At 41.7% G+C, this 19,458-nt stretch carries 11 protein-coding genes; 9 read left to right on the top strand and 2 right to left on the bottom strand.

Annotated elements, in window-relative coordinates:
* The first annotated feature begins 340 nt into the window (after positions 1 to 340).
* Positions 341 to 5,863, top strand: a complete 5,523-nt coding sequence (locus CD03_RS0106760) for an Ig-like domain-containing protein (protein WP_027292991.1) — start codon at positions 341 to 343, stop codon at positions 5,861 to 5,863.
* A gap of 85 nt (positions 5,864 to 5,948) precedes the next feature.
* On the opposite strand, the gene CD03_RS0106755 is transcribed toward CD03_RS0106760, so the two are convergent.
* Positions 5,949 to 7,181, bottom strand: coding sequence for a cation:proton antiporter (locus tag CD03_RS0106755; protein WP_027292990.1), 1,233 nt, complete (start codon positions 7,179 to 7,181; stop codon positions 5,949 to 5,951).
* On the bottom strand, positions 7,178 to 7,804 hold the full coding sequence (locus CD03_RS0106750) for a TetR/AcrR family transcriptional regulator (protein ID WP_027292989.1): 627 nt from the start codon (positions 7,802 to 7,804) through the stop codon (positions 7,178 to 7,180). The genes CD03_RS0106755 and CD03_RS0106750 overlap by 4 nt, the downstream gene beginning before the upstream one ends.
* A gap of 181 nt (positions 7,805 to 7,985) precedes the next feature.
* Here CD03_RS0106750 and CD03_RS0106745 point away from each other — a divergent pair, with 181 nt between their 5' ends.
* The 8 genes from CD03_RS0106745 (at position 7,986) to CD03_RS32675 (ending at position 19,450) form a co-directional block, all read left to right on the top strand.
* Positions 7,986 to 9,572, top strand: a complete 1,587-nt coding sequence (locus tag CD03_RS0106745) for a response regulator transcription factor (RefSeq protein ID WP_027292988.1) — start codon at positions 7,986 to 7,988, stop codon at positions 9,570 to 9,572.
* Positions 9,562 to 11,322: a sensor histidine kinase gene (locus CD03_RS0106740; protein ID WP_027292987.1), complete on the top strand. Its 1,761-nt coding sequence runs from the start codon at positions 9,562 to 9,564 to the stop codon at positions 11,320 to 11,322. Before CD03_RS0106745 ends, CD03_RS0106740 begins: the two co-directional genes overlap by 11 nt.
* A 156-nt stretch (positions 11,323 to 11,478) precedes the next feature.
* Positions 11,479 to 12,396 (top strand): ABC transporter permease, encoded by a 918-nt coding sequence (locus tag CD03_RS0106735; protein WP_044289198.1) that lies wholly within the window; start codon positions 11,479 to 11,481, stop codon positions 12,394 to 12,396.
* Between the two features lie 17 nt (positions 12,397 to 12,413).
* Positions 12,414 to 13,307, top strand: coding sequence for a carbohydrate ABC transporter permease (locus tag CD03_RS0106730; RefSeq protein WP_044288958.1), 894 nt, complete (start codon positions 12,414 to 12,416; stop codon positions 13,305 to 13,307).
* A 203-nt stretch (positions 13,308 to 13,510) separates the two neighbouring features.
* Entirely contained in the window at positions 13,511 to 15,037 is a 1,527-nt protein-coding gene (locus CD03_RS0106720) for an ABC transporter substrate-binding protein (protein ID WP_027292984.1), read from the top strand.
* 211 nt (positions 15,038 to 15,248) lie between these two features.
* The gene (locus CD03_RS0106715; protein ID WP_027292983.1) at positions 15,249 to 16,379 is read left to right on the top strand and encodes a glycoside hydrolase family 88 protein; all 1,131 of its coding nucleotides are present in this window, start codon (positions 15,249 to 15,251) and stop codon (positions 16,377 to 16,379) included.
* Between the two features lie 13 nt (positions 16,380 to 16,392).
* Positions 16,393 to 18,117 carry a DUF2264 domain-containing protein gene (locus CD03_RS32680; RefSeq protein WP_044289197.1) on the top strand — a complete coding sequence of 575 codons (1,725 nt, stop codon included), beginning with the start codon at positions 16,393 to 16,395 and terminating at the stop codon, positions 18,115 to 18,117.
* 25 nt (positions 18,118 to 18,142) lie between these two features.
* Positions 18,143 to 19,450, top strand: a complete 1,308-nt coding sequence (locus CD03_RS32675) for a hypothetical protein (protein ID WP_152614245.1) — start codon at positions 18,143 to 18,145, stop codon at positions 19,448 to 19,450.
* The last annotated feature ends 8 nt before the right edge of the window (positions 19,451 to 19,458 follow it).

Raw genomic sequence — 19,458 nt, 5'->3', positions numbered from 1 at the left:
CCGGTTTCTAAAAACTGGTCAAAATAGTAGCACCAAATAGCAGAATCCTGACATTGCCGTAAAATGGTAAATTAAGTATATTAAAGTTAAAAATAGTGCTCCATCCGGACAGTGCTGTCACTATTATTACTGTCCGGAATAGTACTAGGTGAAATGATCTTGTTACGGGCGGTTATACAAAAGGTAATAAGGGCACGGCAAAGGAAGCTCCATAGTCGAAGTACCTTTATTATACAGAAAAATCTATATATTTCAATGAGAAAGGAGGAAAGACAGATACGGGGAGGATGCACAGAGAGATGAAGGAAATACAAATTTATGTAAAGAAGAGGTAGAAGGTATGAAAAGTAGATTGAAAAGAGTACTGAGCTTATTAATGGTGTCTGCGATGCTTTTGACGAGCGTATTACCGGCAAATGCAGCGTCGGATTCCGGTCATACGGAAGCTGCCCGGGATTTTCAACCGGGGAAAGAATTTTATGTGGCAGTTGACGGCGATGATTCGAATGACGGAAGTATCGAGAAGCCCTTTGCCAGCCTGGAGGCGGCAAGAGATGCCGTAAAAGTTCTAAAAGAAACAAGGGGTTTGCCGGACGGCGGAGTTGCGGTAAATGTAAAAGGCGGAACCTACAGGCGGCTGGGAGACAGTTTTCATCTGACGGAAGAAGATTCCGGAACAGAAGAAAATCCCATCGTATACAGAGCATATAATGATGAAGAGGTTAATTTCTACGGCAATCTGGTTTTGCCCGGTGAAAAATTCGAACCGGTGTCAGATTCGGAAATTCTGGCAAGACTGCCGGAGGCGGCAAGTGATCAGATAGTCGTATATGATATTACGGCGAATGAGGGTATCACAGATTTTGGTGAGATTGTAAAGAATGGTTTTGGATGGCCTTCACAGGCACCGGGTATATCCGTTTCTGTAGATGGAAAAGATCAGCGTCTTTCCAGGTATCCAAACAACGGATTTATCAAGACGTCTAAAGCTTTGGAAAAAGGCTTCGTTCCAAGAGACCATATGCCGAATCCTGACGGAACCTGCCCGGATTGCAGCAAAAACAGTGGAATCCCATGTGAATGTAAATATCCGGAAGATGAATGGATCAATCAAAAAGGCGGCATCTTCACAGTGGAAGGATCTGTGTTTAAAAATAAGTACCCGCTGTGGTCCCTGGAAAGTGACTTGTGGGTATTTGGCTATTTCTGCTGGGATTGGGCAGATGATACGATGAAGATTAATAAGCTTGAGGAAACTGCTGCCGGAATGAAGATGTCAGCACTTCAGCCCTCCAGATACGGGGTGTTTGGCGGTAAGAATTTTTACGCTTTTAACCTGCTTTGCGAAGTAGACCAGCCGGGAGAATGGTATCTGGACAGAGAAAACGGAAAATTATACCTGTATCCCGAGAAAACTCTTTCCGATAGCGAGGTAGCACTTTCAATGGCGCGGACACCGTTTATCAGCATGGAAAATGCATCTTACATAAAAGTAGAAAATATGAACTTTGGATATTCCAACGGTCATGGTATTTCTTTAGTAGATTGTAATGATGTCACAATCGGTGGCTGCGGTTTTTCGGATTTAGGGCAAAAGGCAGTAGTAGTGGGAATAGAAGGCACCGATTACGAGACTATTAATACTGGTGCTCATGGTGGATTTAATAATACCATTACCAGTTGTAATATCACCAGAACCGGACAGGGAGGAATCTTTCTGGGAGGCGGCGACCGTTATACCCTGACTCCGGGCAATAACCGGGCAGTCAATAATGATATCAGTGATTTCTCGGTAATTAACAGAACCTACACACCGGCTGTTAAAATTTTCGGATGTGGAAATACGGCATCCAATAACAAGATCTATAATGCTCCCCACATGGCAATCAGCTACGATGGCAATGATCATGTGATCAGCAACAATGATATATTTAATGTGTGCTACGAGACATCCGACTGCGGAGCCATCTATTCAGTAAGAACATGGACCTACCGGGGCGTAAAGATTACCAATAATTATCTTCACGATATTTACTCCAATGGAGGCCTTGGTTCTGCCGGAGTATACTGTGACGATTTATCCAGCGGTATTGAAATCACTGCCAATTTATTCAATAATATTACCGGATACGTCATGCTGTTAGGCGGCGGGCAGGATAACGTATTTACCAATAATATTGTATTGAACCAAAACAATGGAAGAGGTCTTCATTATGATAACCGGGGTGAAGGCTGGGCATATTATCATGCACAGAAACCCAATGGTAACTGCTATGCCGAACTTATGGATTTAAGAAGCGACGAGCGCTATGACAAAGCATTGTGGGATGAGAAATATCCGGATCTGGCGGTAATGGATGTGGAAACCTGTGATAGTGAGGGGAATCTTCTGAATGCCCGCAAACCGGCCAATGCAGTTATAAAGGACAATATACTGGCAGGTGTTGCCAATCCATATGGCAATATCAGCAAAAGAGTAGATGAACTGGGAACGGTAGAACGGGAACATGCGCTGCCCGCGGGAACAGATATCGGATTTGAGAATTCTTCTTTATCCCAGTTTAAAGTGAAAGAGAATTCCATGATTAAAGAAGTCATGGGAGAAAACCACTTTGATGTAACAAAAGTGGGTCTGTATTCAGATCAGTACAGAACGGTTGTGAAAACAGAAACCGGCACACCGGTATTAACATCACCGGAAAATAATTCGGAAAATCTCACTTTTATCGATGGTGTGAAACTGACCTGGAACAAAGCAGAAAATGCAGTAAAATATTTTGTGGAGGTATCCCGGGATGCAGAATTTAATGACGTAATCTACTCAGAGATCACAGAAAATGACTGGGCAAATGCGTCAGCCCTGGAGAGAGGCACAGCCTACTACTGGCGTGTAACTGCTGTGGGTGATGGCATGGACTGCACTTCGAAAACAAGTGAGACATATTGCTTTACCACCTCTAACGAGGATCCGGATGTACTCACCTATGATTTTGAATATGAAAATAATGAATTTACGGGATGGAACAGAGAAAAAGGAATTCCTGTGACTAGCACTGAGAAAGCACATGGCGGAGAAAAAAGTTTTAAAATAGACCAGGATATGGTTGTTATTTCAAAAGAATTTAACGAAGTCAAAAACGGGGTTGTTTCTGTTTGGTTATACGATAATATGACAAAAGCGCCGTTAACCCAGGTAGTGGCAAATGTAACTACGGATGACAAAGACCCTTCTACAAGCGACTTCATAGCAATGGGAATTGAAACACGGGCACCCGGATCACCTGATAAATACTATTACCGTATCGGAAGCCAGAACTACCGGTCAGAGGTTGTTCGTACGGAGGGATGGCATGAACTGAAGTGGGATTATTCATCGGGGGAAGACTGCAAACTCTTCATAGATGATACCCTGATTGATACTACCGATTACCGGACAGGATTTAATACAGTTGCGCTGGGAGATTATTGGTCAGGCTCAGGCGGAAATGGAACATCTAATGTCTATTTCGATGACCTGAAGATTGAATTCTCCAAAATAAAAGAAATAGTTCCGGAAACCATCTCGCTGGACCAGACGGAGTTAAGAATGAAAGTTGGCGATACGGCAGAGCTTCATGCTGAAGTAACACCAAATGACGCAGAAGTAACGTTAAACTGGCTGGCTCACGAATATGAAATTGCAAGGGTAGAGGAAGGGACAGTGACGGCATACCGCATTGGAACTACAACAGTAAGCGTATATCCTGAGGGCTACCCGGACATAAAGGCTGAGTGTAAAGTGATAGTTACCGCGGATAAAAATGCCTTGACAGAAACCCTAAAGGAAGCGGAAGCGATATTACCGGACGGCTACACAAAAGAGAGTTATCAGGCTTTGCAAGACACAATTAAGGCCGCAAAAGAAATATTACAAAACGACGGGGCAGCCCAGGAAATAGTAGATGCGAAGAATGCAGAACTGGAAAATGCCATACTAAATCTGGTGAAAGTAATTACGCCGGATAGCATTGAACTGGATCAGACAGAAGTTAACATGAAAGCCGGAGAGAGCATCACACTTGGTGCGAAGATGATGCCGGAAGGATTAGAAATATCATTGGTATGGTCTTCAGATGATCCAGCAACAGCAGAAGTTACGCAGGGAACAGTTACCGGCATCACTCAGGGGGAGACAACAGTACGGGTGTATCCGGAAGGTTATCCTGAAATACATGCAGAATGCAGTGTGAAGGTAACGCAAGACGGCGTCAGCAAAGACGGGCTGGATAAGATCATCTCGGATGCAGAAAACACAATTACAGAGGAAGATCTTGCAAATACGGCAGAAGAGACAGCAGAATTCTACCGGAACACACTTCTTATGGCAAAGGAAATTTTAGCCGATGGCAGTGCATCACAACAAGAAACAGACAGAATAGGATTTGAATTAACACAGGCTGTTATCCAGGTAAAATACGGGGAATCTGTGAGAGAATCTTTGGCTGCTCTTACAGAAGCAGGGAAAATCATGGCTGCAAAGATAGAACAGTATCCTGAGGAAACAAGGGAAAGATTCTTACTGGCAATGGAGCAGGCGAAGCAGCTGTTAGAGGATGACCAGCCTTTAGAAAGTGAATTGCAGCAGGCCTATGAAGAATTATTGGCGTCGATGAACAGCATGCTGGTGATTGATCTGGAAAGACTGAGCAAGGAACTTGAAAGGGCAGCGGAAATTTCAGGAAAACTGGATGCTTACAGAGAAGCAGGCAAGCAGGAATTTGTAAATGCACTGCGGCTTGCAGAAGAAGAAGCCGTAAATCCAAAGAGCCAGTCAGCCGTTAACAGCATTTTAAAAGAGCTTCGTATCCGTTTAGAGGCACTTCGGCTCAGGGCAGATTACAAGGCATTGGAAGATGCTGTCGGACAGGCAGATAGAATAGATCTCACCTTGTATACACAGAAAAGCGTAGATCAGATGCTGGATGCTTTAGCCTATGCCCGGGCAGTATTAGGAAATGATAATGCAGAGCAGTCAGAAGTTGATCAGGCAGCCAATGCATTAATCGCATCTGTAAAAGGTCTGGTTAAAAAAGAAGTACAGCCTGTTAAACCGGACAAACGTGCATTACTGGCAAAGATTGAGGAAGCAAAGGCAATTAAACCGGGTAATTATACAGACCAGTCTTACGGTGCGCTGACCGCAGCCATTTCCCAGGCGCAAAAGACGGCAGATGACCCGAATGCATTACAAAGTACAGTGAATGCCCAGACAGAAGCTTTGGACAAAGCCATTAGGAATCTGAAAGTGGATTCTGATAAAGCGGCAGCAGCCGGATTAAAAGCAGCGACAGTGGCGGTAAAAGCACAAAACAGCAAAACAGATAATGTGAAACTGAGCTGGAATCAAATAGCAGGAGCAGACGGATATATTATTTATCTGAAAAAAGGTAAGACATATAGAAAGCTGGAAACGGTGAAAAAGAACCGAACCTATTTTTACTACACGAAAGGAAGCCTTGGAAAGAATTACACATTTGCTGTGAAAGCATATAAGAAAACAGGAGAAAAAACTGTTTACAGTAAATGGAAAAGTAAGACAATTAAGGCGGTACCACAGGCTGTATCCATAAATGGAAAGGCTTATAAAGGAAAGAACAAGATAAGCTGGAATAAAGTTTCCGGAGTTACGGGATACCGGATCTTTAAGAAGAGCGGAGGATCATGGAAGCGGATTGCAGTTGTAAATAATAAAACTTTCAAATTCGTTGATCACAAGGTGGTAAAAGGTAAGACTTACACTTATAAAGTAAAAACTTATTGTAAAGTAAAAGGCAAGAATATTTATGGCCGTTACAGCAGCCCGATCACAATAAAGGCAAAGTAGGAAACGTATAAAGGTATAAAATTGGCGGCAGTGAGAATTATTTTCTCATTGCCGCCTGCCTGATGAAAGCTGATGCGCTGCTTAGTTAAACAGCTGCATCACATTCTGGAATTTCACCGGCCCATTTAAATGCCTTTTGTGCCAGAATAACAGCTATAATTTCATTAATTACGGCAGCAGCTGCAATTGTTCCCTGAATAATGTGGGCACAATCCGGTGCAGGACCCTCCAGTGCAGCAACGGCAATTCCGGTAAAGACCAGCGATACACCTGAATGGGGAAGCAGGGTGAATCCCAGATATCTTCGGATCACCTCAGGGGAATGAGAGAGCCGCGCTCCAAGATAGGCACCACTGTATTTGCCGAAAGCTCTGGACAAAATGTAGATAACCGTAAATATGCCGGCACCCAGAATCAGGTGGTAATCCAGCGGAGCGCCCAGATTCAGGATAACTGCTATCAGGGCGAATCCCAGAACAGGATTGAATTTTTTCATAAGTGTGGACAGCTGTTCTTCCGGAATAATATTGGAAAATGCAGCGGAAAATGCCATTCCGATTAACATAAAATTCAAAACAGGTTCCGGAAGGATATAAGTATTAAATATAAATCCGCATATGGCTGCTAATAGGATAAAGAGGCACAGTTCTATAAAACAGAGGTTTGCGGAAGATGTTTTTTTGAACAGAAAACCTGCGGGTATGCCGATTACTAATCCGATTAACACTGGAAGAACGGGGGTGAGTATAATCATATAAACTGGCATGGCAGATGCGGATATTTGAGCAGATACAATTGATATAATCGTGAAAAAGATTACAACACCAATAATATCATCAATTGCTGCAAGGGGAATCAAAGTTTTTGTTACCGGGCCATTTGTATGGAATTCCCTTACTATGGACAAGGATGGAGCAGGTGCTGTAGCAAGAGCGATGCTTCCCATAATAGCAGCAAGATAGAGCGGTATCTGGAAAATATAAAAGATCACGCCAAAAGTAAGCGTAACTACAGCAAAGGTTACCAGAGATTCGGCAACTGTAATTACAATAATCTGGTTGCCGGAACGCTTTATATTTTTCCAGATAATTTCGGTACCGATCATCAGTCCCACAGCACATTCCAGTACATGGTTGGAAGTTTGGTACCATTTCATGTCCAGTAGTGAAACATTTAATAATTGGAGGGCATGAGGTCCCAGAATCATGCCTGCGATGAGCCAGCCTAAAATTGCGGGCAGTTTGATTTTTGAGACTAATTTACCAGCTGCATATGCCAAAGCAATTGCTGCTGCCAGTCGTAAAATTGCAGGTATCATAAATTATCCTCCTTTGCGATGCCATATAAAATCATATCTACCGATTTTCGTACCTTTTCTTCGTGAACTTCAATAAAGTTGCTGTCGGTATCCCAATTGGAAAGTTCTTTAAAATATTGTTGGTGAAATGTTTCCTGAACGGCACTGAAATAGGAGCAGGCATCTTCAATCGAGATTCCATTCCGAAGGGGCAGCCCGGACAGTACAGATTCGAATAGCTGAAGATTAAGCTGGTCAAAGTCCTTCTTAAGCAGATTAATTTCCGTGCTCAAATGAGAAGGAGGCTGTATGACGGCATTGAAAAAAATGCGTATAAAAAAGGGATTTTCCGTAAAAAAACGCTGGCGTGTATCAAAATATTCCTGAAGCCGGATTTTAGACTGATTGGTACTGGTGCAATTTGTTTTCAGGTATTCCATTAGAGCCTGAAAGCATGATTTTACGCAGCACAGATACAATTCATCTTTATTTTTGAAATAGTGGTATACCAGTCCTTTTGAAATGCCGCTCTGCGCCAGCGCTGCATTTAAGGATGCTTTGTCATATCCGTTTTTGCCAAATTCAGTTATAGCCGCATGTAATATTTTTTCTCGGCTTTGTAATGTTTTCAATTCTCTTTTCAATGAATGGTTCCTCCTGATAAATAATAATTGACCGACCGGTCTATTTGTAGTATAACAGAAATAGACCAGGTGGTCAATTATTTATATCGAAGAATAGAAATGAATTTCAACGAGGTATTGACAGGGGTAAAGGGAGAAAAACTGTCAAATAGCAGACAGTGTAAATGAGAAGGAGGAAAAAATGTATCAGTTATTGATTGCAGATGATGAAAAAATAATCAGGGAAGGTTTAAAAAATGTAGTCGACTGGAATGATCTGGGGTTTGAGATTGCAGATATCTTTACGGATGGGCAGGAAATCATTGAATATCTGGATTATGCAATACCGGATGTTATTCTGACAGATATTAAAATGAGCCATATTTCGGGCATTGAAGTGGCAAAGTATGTATTTGACCACAAAATGCCATGTAAAGTAGTTCTGATCAGTGGCTACCAGGAATTTGAACTGGCATTGCAGGGAATTAAATACGGAGCAGAAGATTATCTGCTAAAGCCCATTGATGTTGACAATTTAATAGAAACATTCAGCAAGCTGAAGTTGGAACTGGATCAGAAACAACAACAGGAAAGGAAAGCGCAGGAAGAAAAATACCGGATGGAGGAGGCAATTCCGCTGCTGGAAGAACGCTTTTTCTCAGATCTGATATTAGGTGTGGCTGGAAGCGAGGAGTATATCAGAAGCAGGATGGCTGTCTTATATCCACAGATGGATATCAACCTGTGCCACTGCCTGCTTGCTGATATCCGGATAGAAAATTATCCGGAATTTATGAAGCATGTCTGGCAGTACAATTATGACCAGTTTGAAATAAATATCCATCATTTTCTACAGATTTATCATAAAGAAATGTCTTTCCATCTGGTATTTAAATCAGGGGAAATATTGGAAATATTCGGTGTTCTGATAAAGCAGAGTGATGAAACAGATGCACTTGAAATCTGCAAGAGAGAGCTGGATCTGCTGGTACAGGAACTAATGAGCAGCTTTCATTTTCAGGCTGTATATGAAATAAAACAGATTTATCATAATATATTTGATATCAATGGAATCCAGGAGGGGCTTTTTAGCCAGGGGTATTCCCAAGAGAGCTTAAAACAGCACCTTCAGGAGCAGAAGAAACTGATTATGTCCAATATTAGTTTGGGAAATATGGTCACCGCCCAGAAGATCTTTCACAGTATACTGGAGGAATTAAATACAGCGCCTTCTATCTTCCGCAATAATTTTGTAATAGAGATTTTATCCACAATGAACACGGTAATAAAGGAAGTAAACGTAAAATTATCCGATTCCCTGCGTACATACTTTAATTATTCCCAGGTGTTGTCTTTTAGTGGTGTGGAAGAGTTAAAAGCTTATTGTGACCGTATCTTTGACCGGATCAAACTGGCAGAGGAAAAGAAAGAGTACTATGATACAACGGCTTTAATCAGTAAAGCAAAGCGTTATATTATTGATAATATCCACAAAGATATTTCACAGGAAGAGACTGCTAATCAGCTTTTTATCTGTTCGTCTTATTTGAGCAGGCTGTTTAAGAAGCAGACCGGGGAAAATTTCACACAGTTTGTAACTAGAATGAAGATGGAAAAAGCAATCGAATTATTAAAGAATCCCCAATATAAAACCTATCAGGTAAGTGAAGCTCTGGGATATAAAACACCCAGGTATTTTTCAAGGCTTTTTCGGATGCAGACGGGAATGAATCCAAGTGAATACCGGGGGAAAGTATTAAATATAGGCGGAGGAGCAGATGAAATTTAGCAGAGTGGTAAAAAAATATGTAAAGGATTATAAGTTTAACAGCCTGTTTATTAAGAATCTGATACTGCTTTTAATGTTAATCATAGTTCCGATTTCAGGCACGGTTGTTCTGGCCTATTATTCCTATAATAATATGCAGAAAAATGAAATTCAGTCTTATAACGAAACCATCTTGAATCAGGCTGTTTCCGGTTTGGAAAGAGTGGTAAAAGAAGCCAGAACCCAGTTGATTTACATTGGATTTAATTCAAATGTAGAGCTTTACATGTATGATACGGAAGAAATCAGACAGCTGAATTATAAGGTTAAGAGTATCTCGGAACTGATCAGGCTGCCGGTAGTTTCCAAAGATTATATAGACAGCATTTATATACATTCTTTTAAAAGTGGTAAGGTGATTACCATGGAGGGGATCAGTGATTTTGAAACTTTTGTGGATAGGGAATGCCTGCTGCAGTATACGGGGCAGGCAAAAAAGGACAGGCAGTGGGTTATGCTGACTACCAGCAATGAACGGGGATATCCCCAGATGCAGCTGTCTATCTTTCAGGATATCTGTTACGGGTCACTTTGTACCGGAACAATTGTTATGAATCTCCGGCTGGATGAATTAATAAAGGAACTAAATCTGTCAGATGAGGCTCAGATCTGTGTCAGTGACGGTACAAATATATTGTTGTCCAACGATGTGCAGCAGACAGGCAAGCCAATAGAAAACATGAAAGGATTTCGGGAAAGTAAGAAGGACAGTGCCGTTATTAACCGGCAATTCTGTATTTCTTCAAAGTCTTTGGGAGAGTCTGGACTGGAGGTGATATCGTACTTTGATCTTCAGACTTATCAGGATAAATTAAGTACAATCCGCAATTTTATGCTGACATTTCTGCTGGTTATGGTTCTGATTACGTTCTGTCTTGCAACTTTAATTTCCATACGTATTTTCAGTCCCATAGAAACAATATTTTCTTCAATTAAGGAGTACAGCAATATATTGACAGGGGAGGATGATATGCTCAAAGGCAAAGATGAATTGATGTATATTATGGATTCCATTCAGAAGACCGTTCGTAAGAAAAAGGATGTGGAGGAGGAGCTTTTAGAACGGGTCAGACTGTTGAAAAAAGCACAGTCTGTGGCACTCCAGTCCCAGATTAACCCCCACTTTATTAACAATACACTGGATACGATTAATTGGATGGCAATTGGCCTTTTGGGAGGGAAAAATGAGATTTCTGAAATGACGTCAGCGCTATCGAAAATGCTGCGGATGTCATTACAAAATACGGATATCATCATCCCCTTGAAAATGGAAATAGATCATTGTAAGTGCTACCTTGAGATACAGAAAAAGCGCTATGAGGATAAATTTGAGGTGGTCTGGGAAATACCGGAGTTGCTGTACACCTGTAAGACAATACGCATTATTTTACAGCCCATTATTGAAAATGCCATCTATCACGGAATCAAGCATTTGAGTAATAAAGGAATTATCAGTGTTTCCGGAGAGATCACAGAAGGAGTGGCGCAGCTGTGTGTGAAAGACAACGGCCTTGGAATGAAGGAAGAGGAAGTTGCAGAACTCAACCAGAATATGCGAAGTGGGATGATCAGGGAAAGCGGGCATATTGGCATTACAAACGTCAACCAGCGGCTGAAGCTTTATTTTGGTGAGGAATATGGCATTGTCATTGACAGCAGGGAGGGAGTTGGAACCACAGTAAAGCTTAGATTCCCCTTAATCAATAGTTAAAAGTGTTGTCAGAAGTGGTGCACAGGTCAAATTTGTACCCCCTTTTTTCCGTTTTGTGTCATTTTAACTTCCAGGAATATTCAGTATACTTATGGAGTAAACACAACAGAAACAAAGAGAAAGGATGGGAATCAATTGATAAAAGAGAGAAGAAAAGTGAAAGGGAAGAAGAAGGGACATTTCAAAGATAATCTGCAGTTGTTAACGCTGGCTTTGCCTACCATTATATTACTGTCCATTTTTTCCTATTGGCCAATGTCCGGGGTTGTTCTTGCTTTTAAGGATTACAAAGTGCCAAAAGGGATATTTGGCAGTCCATGGGTGGGATTCAAGAATTTTGAATTCTTTTTAAAGTCCCAGGATGCGTGGAGGGTAACCAGAAACACAATCGGATTAAACCTGATGTTTATTGTAATCGGTATTATCTGCGGTGTTATATTTGCACTGATAATGTTCGAAGTTAAGAAAGCCAGACATGTAAAAATATATCAGACAGCATCGATTATTCCTAGTTTCATATCCTGGGTTGCAGTTGGATATATCGTATATGCTTTGCTGGACCCAACCAGAGGTTTAATGAATCAGATATTAGCGTTCTTTGGAAAAGAAGGGATATCCTGGTATTCAGAACCGAAGTATTGGCCGTTTATTTTACTGATAACAAAGACCTGGCAGGGTGTGGGGCTTGGAAGTATTATTTATTATGCTGCTTTAATGGGTGTGGATAATGAATTGTATGAAGCGGCGGAAATAGATGGTGCAGGAAAACTGCAAAAGACCTGGTACGTATCGCTGCCTCAGATTGTGCCGATTATTATTATCATGGGAATACTGGATGTAGGAAAAATATTCCGTGCGGATTTCGGTTTGTTCTATAATGTTACACGGGATGTGGGAGCACTTTACCCTACAACAGATGTTATTGACACTTATGTGTTCCGGGCATTAATGCAGCAGGGGAATATCGGAATGTCCAGTGCAGTGGGACTGTTCCAGTCTGTCATATGTTTTGTGACACTGATGACGACCAACTTTATAGTGAAAAAACTGTCGCCGGATAATGCATTGTTCTAAGAAAGGAGGAGTAAAAAATGGGTCAGATAAAGGATCAGAAAAAAGAAAAAACAAGTATACTGGTACATATCTTCTTTATCGTTTTTGGAATCTTATGTATCCTGCCATTTATGATTATCATTTCTGCTTCCCTTTCCGGGGAAACAGATCTGGCGGTAAACGGGTTCTCAGTGCTGCCAAGGAAAATTGACTTTACAGCTTATCAATACTTGTTTAAGAACCCGGAACTGATTATTAATTCTTATATGGTCACAATTATTATCACAATAGCAGGTACTTTTTTGGGTGTCATGTTCATGTCAATGACAGCGTATTGCCTGGCGAGGAGTAACTTCCGGTTTAAGAGAGGACTGACATTTTTCATCTTCTTCCCTACACTTTTCAGTGGGGGACTGGTACCAAGCTATATTATTAATACCCAGTATCTGCATTTGACAAACACTTTAATGGCACTGGTATTGCCAAGCCTGATCAATGTTTTCCACATAATTATGCTGCGGACCTTTTTCAAACAGCTTCCGGAAGCACTGTTTGAGGCAGCAAAAATAGACGGGGCAAGTGAATATCATATTTTCTTTAAACTGGCACTCCCATTATCCAAACCGGTAATCGCTACGGTAGCATTTTTAAGTGCACTGGCGAAATGGAATGAATGGTATAATGCAATGCTTTATATCAGAGATGACAAACTGGTGCCGCTTCAATATCTGCTGCAAAGGATGATGATGAATCTGAGGGCGCTGCTGGATGCAATGCAGAATGCGCCTGCAATGGTAAATCTTCAGGACCTGCCTGGAGAAAATCTGAGAATGGCGATGCTGGTTGTTGCCATAGGCCCCATGCTATTGATTTTTCCGTTTTTCCAGAAATACTTTACAAGAGGTATGACGGTGGGAGCTGTTAAAGGATGATTGAAGCCAGAAACAAAAAAGCAAGAATCGAAAAGAAAGAATCGATAAGCAAGAATTATATAAGCAAGAATCGAAAAGAAAGAATTATATAAGCAAGAATCAGAAAAGCAAGCTCAGAAAAGCAAGCTCATATAAGCAAGCTCATATAAGAAATAATTGTGCAAACATTTATTATATAAAACAATTGAAGGAGGATTTTATTAATGAAAAGAAGATTAGCGGCTTTAGGTATGGCGGGTGTATTGACCGCGAGTATGCTTGCAGGATGTTCCTCAGGCAGCAAGGAAACAACAGAGGCAGTGAAGACAGAATCCAGTGAGAGCGGTACAAAAGAGGAATCAGAAGCTGGGACTACTGCAAAAGACAGCAGTACAGATGAAACAGTTACCGTAAAATGGTGCGTATTCGGTGACAAGGCACAGGATCATGATATGGTTATGGAAGATCTGAACAAGAAGCTAAAAGAAAAAATTAATATCCAATTGGAAATGGATGTAATTCCACAGGGTGAATTTAACGATAAAATGAAGCTTGCCAGTACAGCCGGAGAAGACTTTGATCTTGTATTTACTTCAAACTGGCTAAACAGCTTTGATGAGAATATTTCCAGAGACGCATTTATGCCTATCGATGAATTGTTTGAGCAGTATGGTCAGGGGATTAAAGATTCTATGCCGGAATGGCTGCTGGATGTTGCAAAAGTAGACGGAAAACTCTATGCGGTTCCAAACCAGCAGGTGATTGCAAGACAGCTGGGCGTTGTAATTCAGAAGGAATATGCCGACAAGTACGGATTTGATAAAACATCATTAAAAGATATCCGGGAACTGGAACCTTTTATGGATGAAATCGTCAAAAATGAGCCTGCTTTATTTGCAATCGATAAAAGGGTAGATCCTGCAATTGAAAAAGAATATGAAGGATTGGCAACGGTAGCTAATAATTCTAGTGCATATATTAGAAAGGATGACCCGGAGGCAACCTTAATTCCGGCTACCGATGTTATTGAAGAACAGATGAAACTGGATAATGAGTGGTACAAAAAAGGATATATAAGACAGGATATTGCAACCGTGACGGATAATTCTGCAGACGTAAAAGCAAACCGCTATGTGTGCTCCCTGAGTGCTTATAAACCGGGACAGGGTGCAGAATTCTCCTCCAGACAGGGAGTAGAATATATCGCAGTGCCTATTGAAGGTTCTTATGTTCAGTCAACATCCGGAATTGAAACGATGACAGCTGTAAATATCAATTCCAAGAATCCGGAAGCAGCAATGAAATTGTTAAATCTGGTATACACGGATAAGGAAATCTTTAATGAATTATTATTTGGCTTAGAAGGAACCCATTATACAAAAACAGGAGAAAACAGTGTGGAACCGGCAGAGGATTCTACCTATAATTACAGCGCATACGCTTGGAAAATCGGTAACCAGTTTAATGCATGGTACTTACCGGGTCAGGAAGAAGGATTATGGGAAGAAACAGATAAACTGAATAGAGAAGCCCAGGTGTCCGTACTACGTGGATTTACTTTCAACCCGGCGAATGTACAAGCGGAATTAGCACAGGTGTCGGCAGTGAATAAAGAGTATTTAAACGGCCAGTTTACCGCCAATGACATTGATGCATTTATTACAGAGAAGAAAGAAAAATTAGAACAGGCGGGCTTGCCGGTAATCGTAGAAGAATTACAAAAGCAGATTGATACATGGAAAAGTAAATAGAGAACCGGACTGTATCATTCTATGCCATTTAGGATGGTACAGTTTTTCAATGGAGGAAAGTGTGAAAGAAAATCGCTTTCACACTACTGATTTGGGAATAGCACAGGCAGGCTTGCGCTATTCATGGTGTCAAGTTTGAAAGGAAAGCACTTTCAAACTACTTATTAAGGTAGTATCGCAGGCAGACCTGCGATATGCAGGAGGTATAAGTATGAGCAAAACGGAGGATCAGATCTGGGCAGCAGAGGTGCTGCAGCGAATTCAGGAAAAATATAGCGTAATAACGGACAGAAATCCCAAAGATTTTTTCCCTTATACAGTGGAGCAGGGAAGATTCCGGGAATCAAAATATGAGCATGATTATGAATGGTGGACCAATGGTTTCTATCCCGGCATACTTTGGAAACTCTATCTGATGTCCAAAAATGAAAAGTACAGGACACTGGCTGAAGATTATGAAAGTATGCTGGATATTCCCCTGAATCATTTTGAAGGTTTGCATCATGATGCGGGATTCATGTGGCTGACTTCTGCAGTGGCAGATTATCGGATTACGCAAAACAGCAGGTCCAGAAAGAGAGGACTTCATGCGGCATCGGTGCTGGCCTCCAGATTCAACATACGGGGGAATTTCATCAGAGCCTGGAATGGAGAAGAGAATGGAGGGTGGGCAATCATAGACAGCATGATGAATATACCTATTCTTTATTGGGCAAGCAGGGAACTGAAGGATCCTCGTTTTTACTATATAGCCAAAAGTCATGCGGATAAGGTGATGGATCATTTTATCCGTGAGGATGGAAGTGTGCGGCATATTGTTTCATTTGACCTTCAGGATGGGAACTTCATAGAGGAAATGGGTGGACAGGGATTTCAGAAAGGTTCTGCATGGACCAGAGGACAGGCATGGGCAATCTATGGATTCCTATTAAGCTATCTGCATACGGGAGATGAAAAATACCTGAATGCGTCTAAAAAGACGGCACACTACTTTCTGGCTGCACTGTCTCTGGAAAGGGATTATGTGCCGCCCTGTGATTTCCGTGCACCTGAAAAACCGGTTTACAAAGATACCACGGCAGGAGCGATAGCAGCGTGCGGTTTGTGGGAGATCGGGAAAGCTGTAACGGAGGAAGAAAGAGGACTGTACCAGAAATGTGCAGTAAAAATACTCCGCAGTATCGAGAAAAACTATTGCAGCTGGGATATGAATAAAGATGGAATTGTAATCTGCGGAACCGAACGGTATGGGGAAGGAACAAATATTCCAATTATCTATGGAGATTATTATTTTATAGAAGCACTGATGAAAATAGCAGAAAGCGATGTGCTGTTTTGGTAAGAGAGGAGCAGAAATGGATCGTAACAATTTTAAAACCAGGGAAGATTACAGTAAGGCATTATTAACGATGGCAGATGCTTTAAAGGAATATTACTCCCCGGGAAAAGCAAGGCTTAATATCGGATATACGGCAACGCACTATGGCAGCAGCACAATTGGGTTAGAAGGCTTCTCAAGAATACTTTGGGGTTTGGTACCGCTGTGGGCAGGAGGCGGTGAAAGCAGCCTGGATGAGTTCATCTGCCGGGGAATTATGCATGGAAGCGATAAAAAATCTGAGGAATACTGGGGAAGCTACGGAGATGGCGAACAGGCTTACGTGGAAATGGCAGTTTTTGGTCTGGCTTTGCTGCTGGCTCCCGGGAAAGTCTGGGAGCCGCTTGCTTTGGAAGATAAGAAAAACTTTCATGAGTGGCTGATGCAGATAAACCAGCACAGAATATCGGATAATAACTGGCTTTTTTTCCGGGTACTGGTTAATTGCGGCTTGAAGAATGTAAATGCAGAATATAGTGAGATACAGTTGGAACAGGATTTGAACAGGATAGATGACTTCTATCTGGGGGATGGCTGGTATTCAGACGGAGCCACAAAGCAGGTAGATTATTATATTGGATTTGCCATGCATTTCTATTCTCTAATCTATGCACAGGTACAAAAAAATGAGGATCCTGTAAGATCTGCCAAATACAGAGAGCGGGCAAGGTTATTTGCAGAAGATTATATTTACTGGTTTGGTGAGCGGGGGGAAGCCCTTCCCTATGGACGTTCTCTTACATACCGGTTTGCTCAGGCGGGATTCTGGTGTGCAATGGCTTTTGCAGACGAAGAAGTATTCTCCTGGGGTGTAATGAAAGGAATCATAAACAGGCACTTTCGATATTGGTTTGAAAAGCCGATTCTGGACTGTGAGGATAAGCTGACGCTGGGTTACTGTTACCCGAATCTGACAGTGGGGGAAGGTTATAATTCACCTAATTCACCCTACTGGGCATTTAAGAGCTTTTTAATTCTGGCACTGCCATCCAATCATCCATTTTGGGAGGCAGAAGAAGAACCTTTGCCAAAGTTAAAGGAACTTCGTGTTTTAAAGCAGCCTATGATGATGATGCAAAGAGGTAAGGATGGATATGTTACAGCGCTTACCTCCGGACAGTATGCAGAGTGGGAACCGGTTCATTGTGCTGAAAAATATAGTAAATTTGCCTATTCCAGTTATTTTGGATTTCAGACACCGCGCTCATACTGTTCCCTGGCTCAGACAGCACCTGATAATATGCTCGCCTTTTACAGAGACGGATATTATCATGTAAGGCGCAGGTGTGAAAGGGTTAAGATCAGTGAAGACAGGATTCTCTCATGGTGGAGCCCGATGAGCGGGGTAGAGGTAGAGACGGTATTGGTTCCAAATGGAGCAGGCCATTTCAGGCGCCATATCATCAGGGCAGAAGAGGACTGTATGGCTGCAGAGGGTGGATTTCCACTGCCGGTGGATGAAATAAATGAGGTCATTTGCACAGAACGTGAGGGATATGCAGAGACCCGCAGCAACCGGGGAAGAAGCCGCATAGAATTAAAACAAGGACAGGGAATGGGCAAAGTGATTTTGTGCGAAGCAAATGTAAACCTGCTCCATCCAAGAACCCTGCTTCCCTATCTCCAATATGAAATAAAAAAAGGGATCACAATCGTAGAAGTATATGTAGAAGGATCCGTAATGCAGCATGAAAGCCAATGAGACAAAAGAAAGGAAGAACGATTCAATGACAACATTATTAAAAGAAGGATTTAAAAATGCATTTGACTATGGATTCTCCCCGGATGCTGACGGCGTTGAAAATCAAAAAGCCCTGCAGTCTGCTGTAGAAGATGGCGGGACAATTCTTATAACCAGGCAGGGCACCTACCGGCTGGCAGGGACAGTCTATCTGAGCAGCTGCACCACATTGATTTTTGGAAATGGTGTTATCATACAAAAAACAGAAGACCTTGGAAAATACGCTCATGTATTTTTAAATCAGGGCGCACTGACAAGAATCTATGATACCGGAATTCAGATCCATAACCTGCATCTGGCTGTTAATGGAAATGACATCAGAAAGTTTGAGGTTGAGGGGCTTCACGGCCAATTAGCTTTTTTCTACATCCGGGATCTGCTGATTACGGGGTTTCGGTGCATGGATCTGGGGAAACTGCAGTATGGCATACAGGTCTGCACTTTTGAAGATATTACAATACAGAATATAATTATAAAAGGGGATAAAGACGGTGTGCATTTAGGCAGGGGAAGGCGCTTTACAATTCGGGATGGAATCTTCGACACCTATGACGACGCCATTGCTTTGAACGGACATGATTACGATGTGGGAAATCCGGAACTGGGATGGATTGAGGATGGTCTGATCGATAATTGCCAGGATCTGACTCATGATGGAGAGACTACGGACGGATATTTCTGCCGTATGCTGGCCGGGGGCTGGACAGATTGGTTTCCGGGGATAAAATTGCAGAAATCAGATACGGTGGCTGCCAATGGAAAGCTATATCGTGTCAAAGAAGATGCAGACGGGACAGAATATATATCCACCATCTGCCCTTCTCACGAACAGGGTATGGAAATCGAAGAAGGAATTCACTGGGTTGTTGTACAGAATGAGATAACCTATACTGCAGGCGTAAGAAATGTAATGTTTCGTAATATTTTCCTGCAGAAACCCAGAACCGGTTTTTCCATACATTTTGATAATGACAGATACAGCAGGTCTTATTATCCCGGGGCTGAGGTGCCTTACCAGGAAAAAGTATTATTTGATGGTATCCGGGTTCTTCATAAAAAGAAAATACACCTTATGGAGATCGGCACTCCGGTAGATATCGTGCATATAACAAATTCCGTAATTGGTGACAGCACCATTTGTTTTCATGGAAATCATGCGTTAGAAGACTATGGAACTACGAAAGTCAGCATCAATAACTGTATTTTCAATGTTTTTAAAGAAAATGAACTGATTGAAAATAAATTAGAGAATAAAATCATTCAGGATCAATACTTTGGTAATATAGAAATGTGAGAATAAAA

This window comes from Robinsoniella sp. KNHs210 (assembly GCF_000686105.1).
GTDB classification, from domain to species: Bacteria; Bacillota; Clostridia; order Lachnospirales; family Lachnospiraceae; genus Robinsoniella; species Robinsoniella peoriensis.
The sequence above is the reverse complement of the archived record's forward strand: the minus strand, read 5'-3'. Positions and strand labels throughout refer to the sequence as shown.

Excerpts from the sequence above, each read along its gene's own strand:
- CD03_RS0106760 (WP_027292991.1), top strand. The coding sequence starts at position 341 with ATGAAAAGTAGATTGAAAAGAGTACTGAGCTTATTAATGGTGTCTGCG.
- CD03_RS0106755 (WP_027292990.1), bottom strand. The coding sequence starts at position 7,181 with ATGATACCTGCAATTTTACGACTGGCAGCAGCAATTGCTTTGGCATAT.
- CD03_RS0106745 (WP_027292988.1), top strand. The coding sequence starts at position 7,986 with ATGTATCAGTTATTGATTGCAGATGATGAAAAAATAATCAGGGAAGGT.
- CD03_RS0106740 (WP_027292987.1), top strand. The coding sequence starts at position 9,562 with ATGAAATTTAGCAGAGTGGTAAAAAAATATGTAAAGGATTATAAGTTT.
- CD03_RS0106730 (WP_044288958.1), top strand. The coding sequence starts at position 12,414 with ATGGGTCAGATAAAGGATCAGAAAAAAGAAAAAACAAGTATACTGGTA.
- CD03_RS0106720 (WP_027292984.1), top strand. The coding sequence starts at position 13,511 with ATGAAAAGAAGATTAGCGGCTTTAGGTATGGCGGGTGTATTGACCGCG.
- CD03_RS0106715 (WP_027292983.1), top strand. The coding sequence starts at position 15,249 with ATGAGCAAAACGGAGGATCAGATCTGGGCAGCAGAGGTGCTGCAGCGA.
- CD03_RS32680 (WP_044289197.1), top strand. The coding sequence starts at position 16,393 with ATGGATCGTAACAATTTTAAAACCAGGGAAGATTACAGTAAGGCATTA.
- CD03_RS32675 (WP_152614245.1), top strand. The coding sequence starts at position 18,143 with ATGACAACATTATTAAAAGAAGGATTTAAAAATGCATTTGACTATGGA.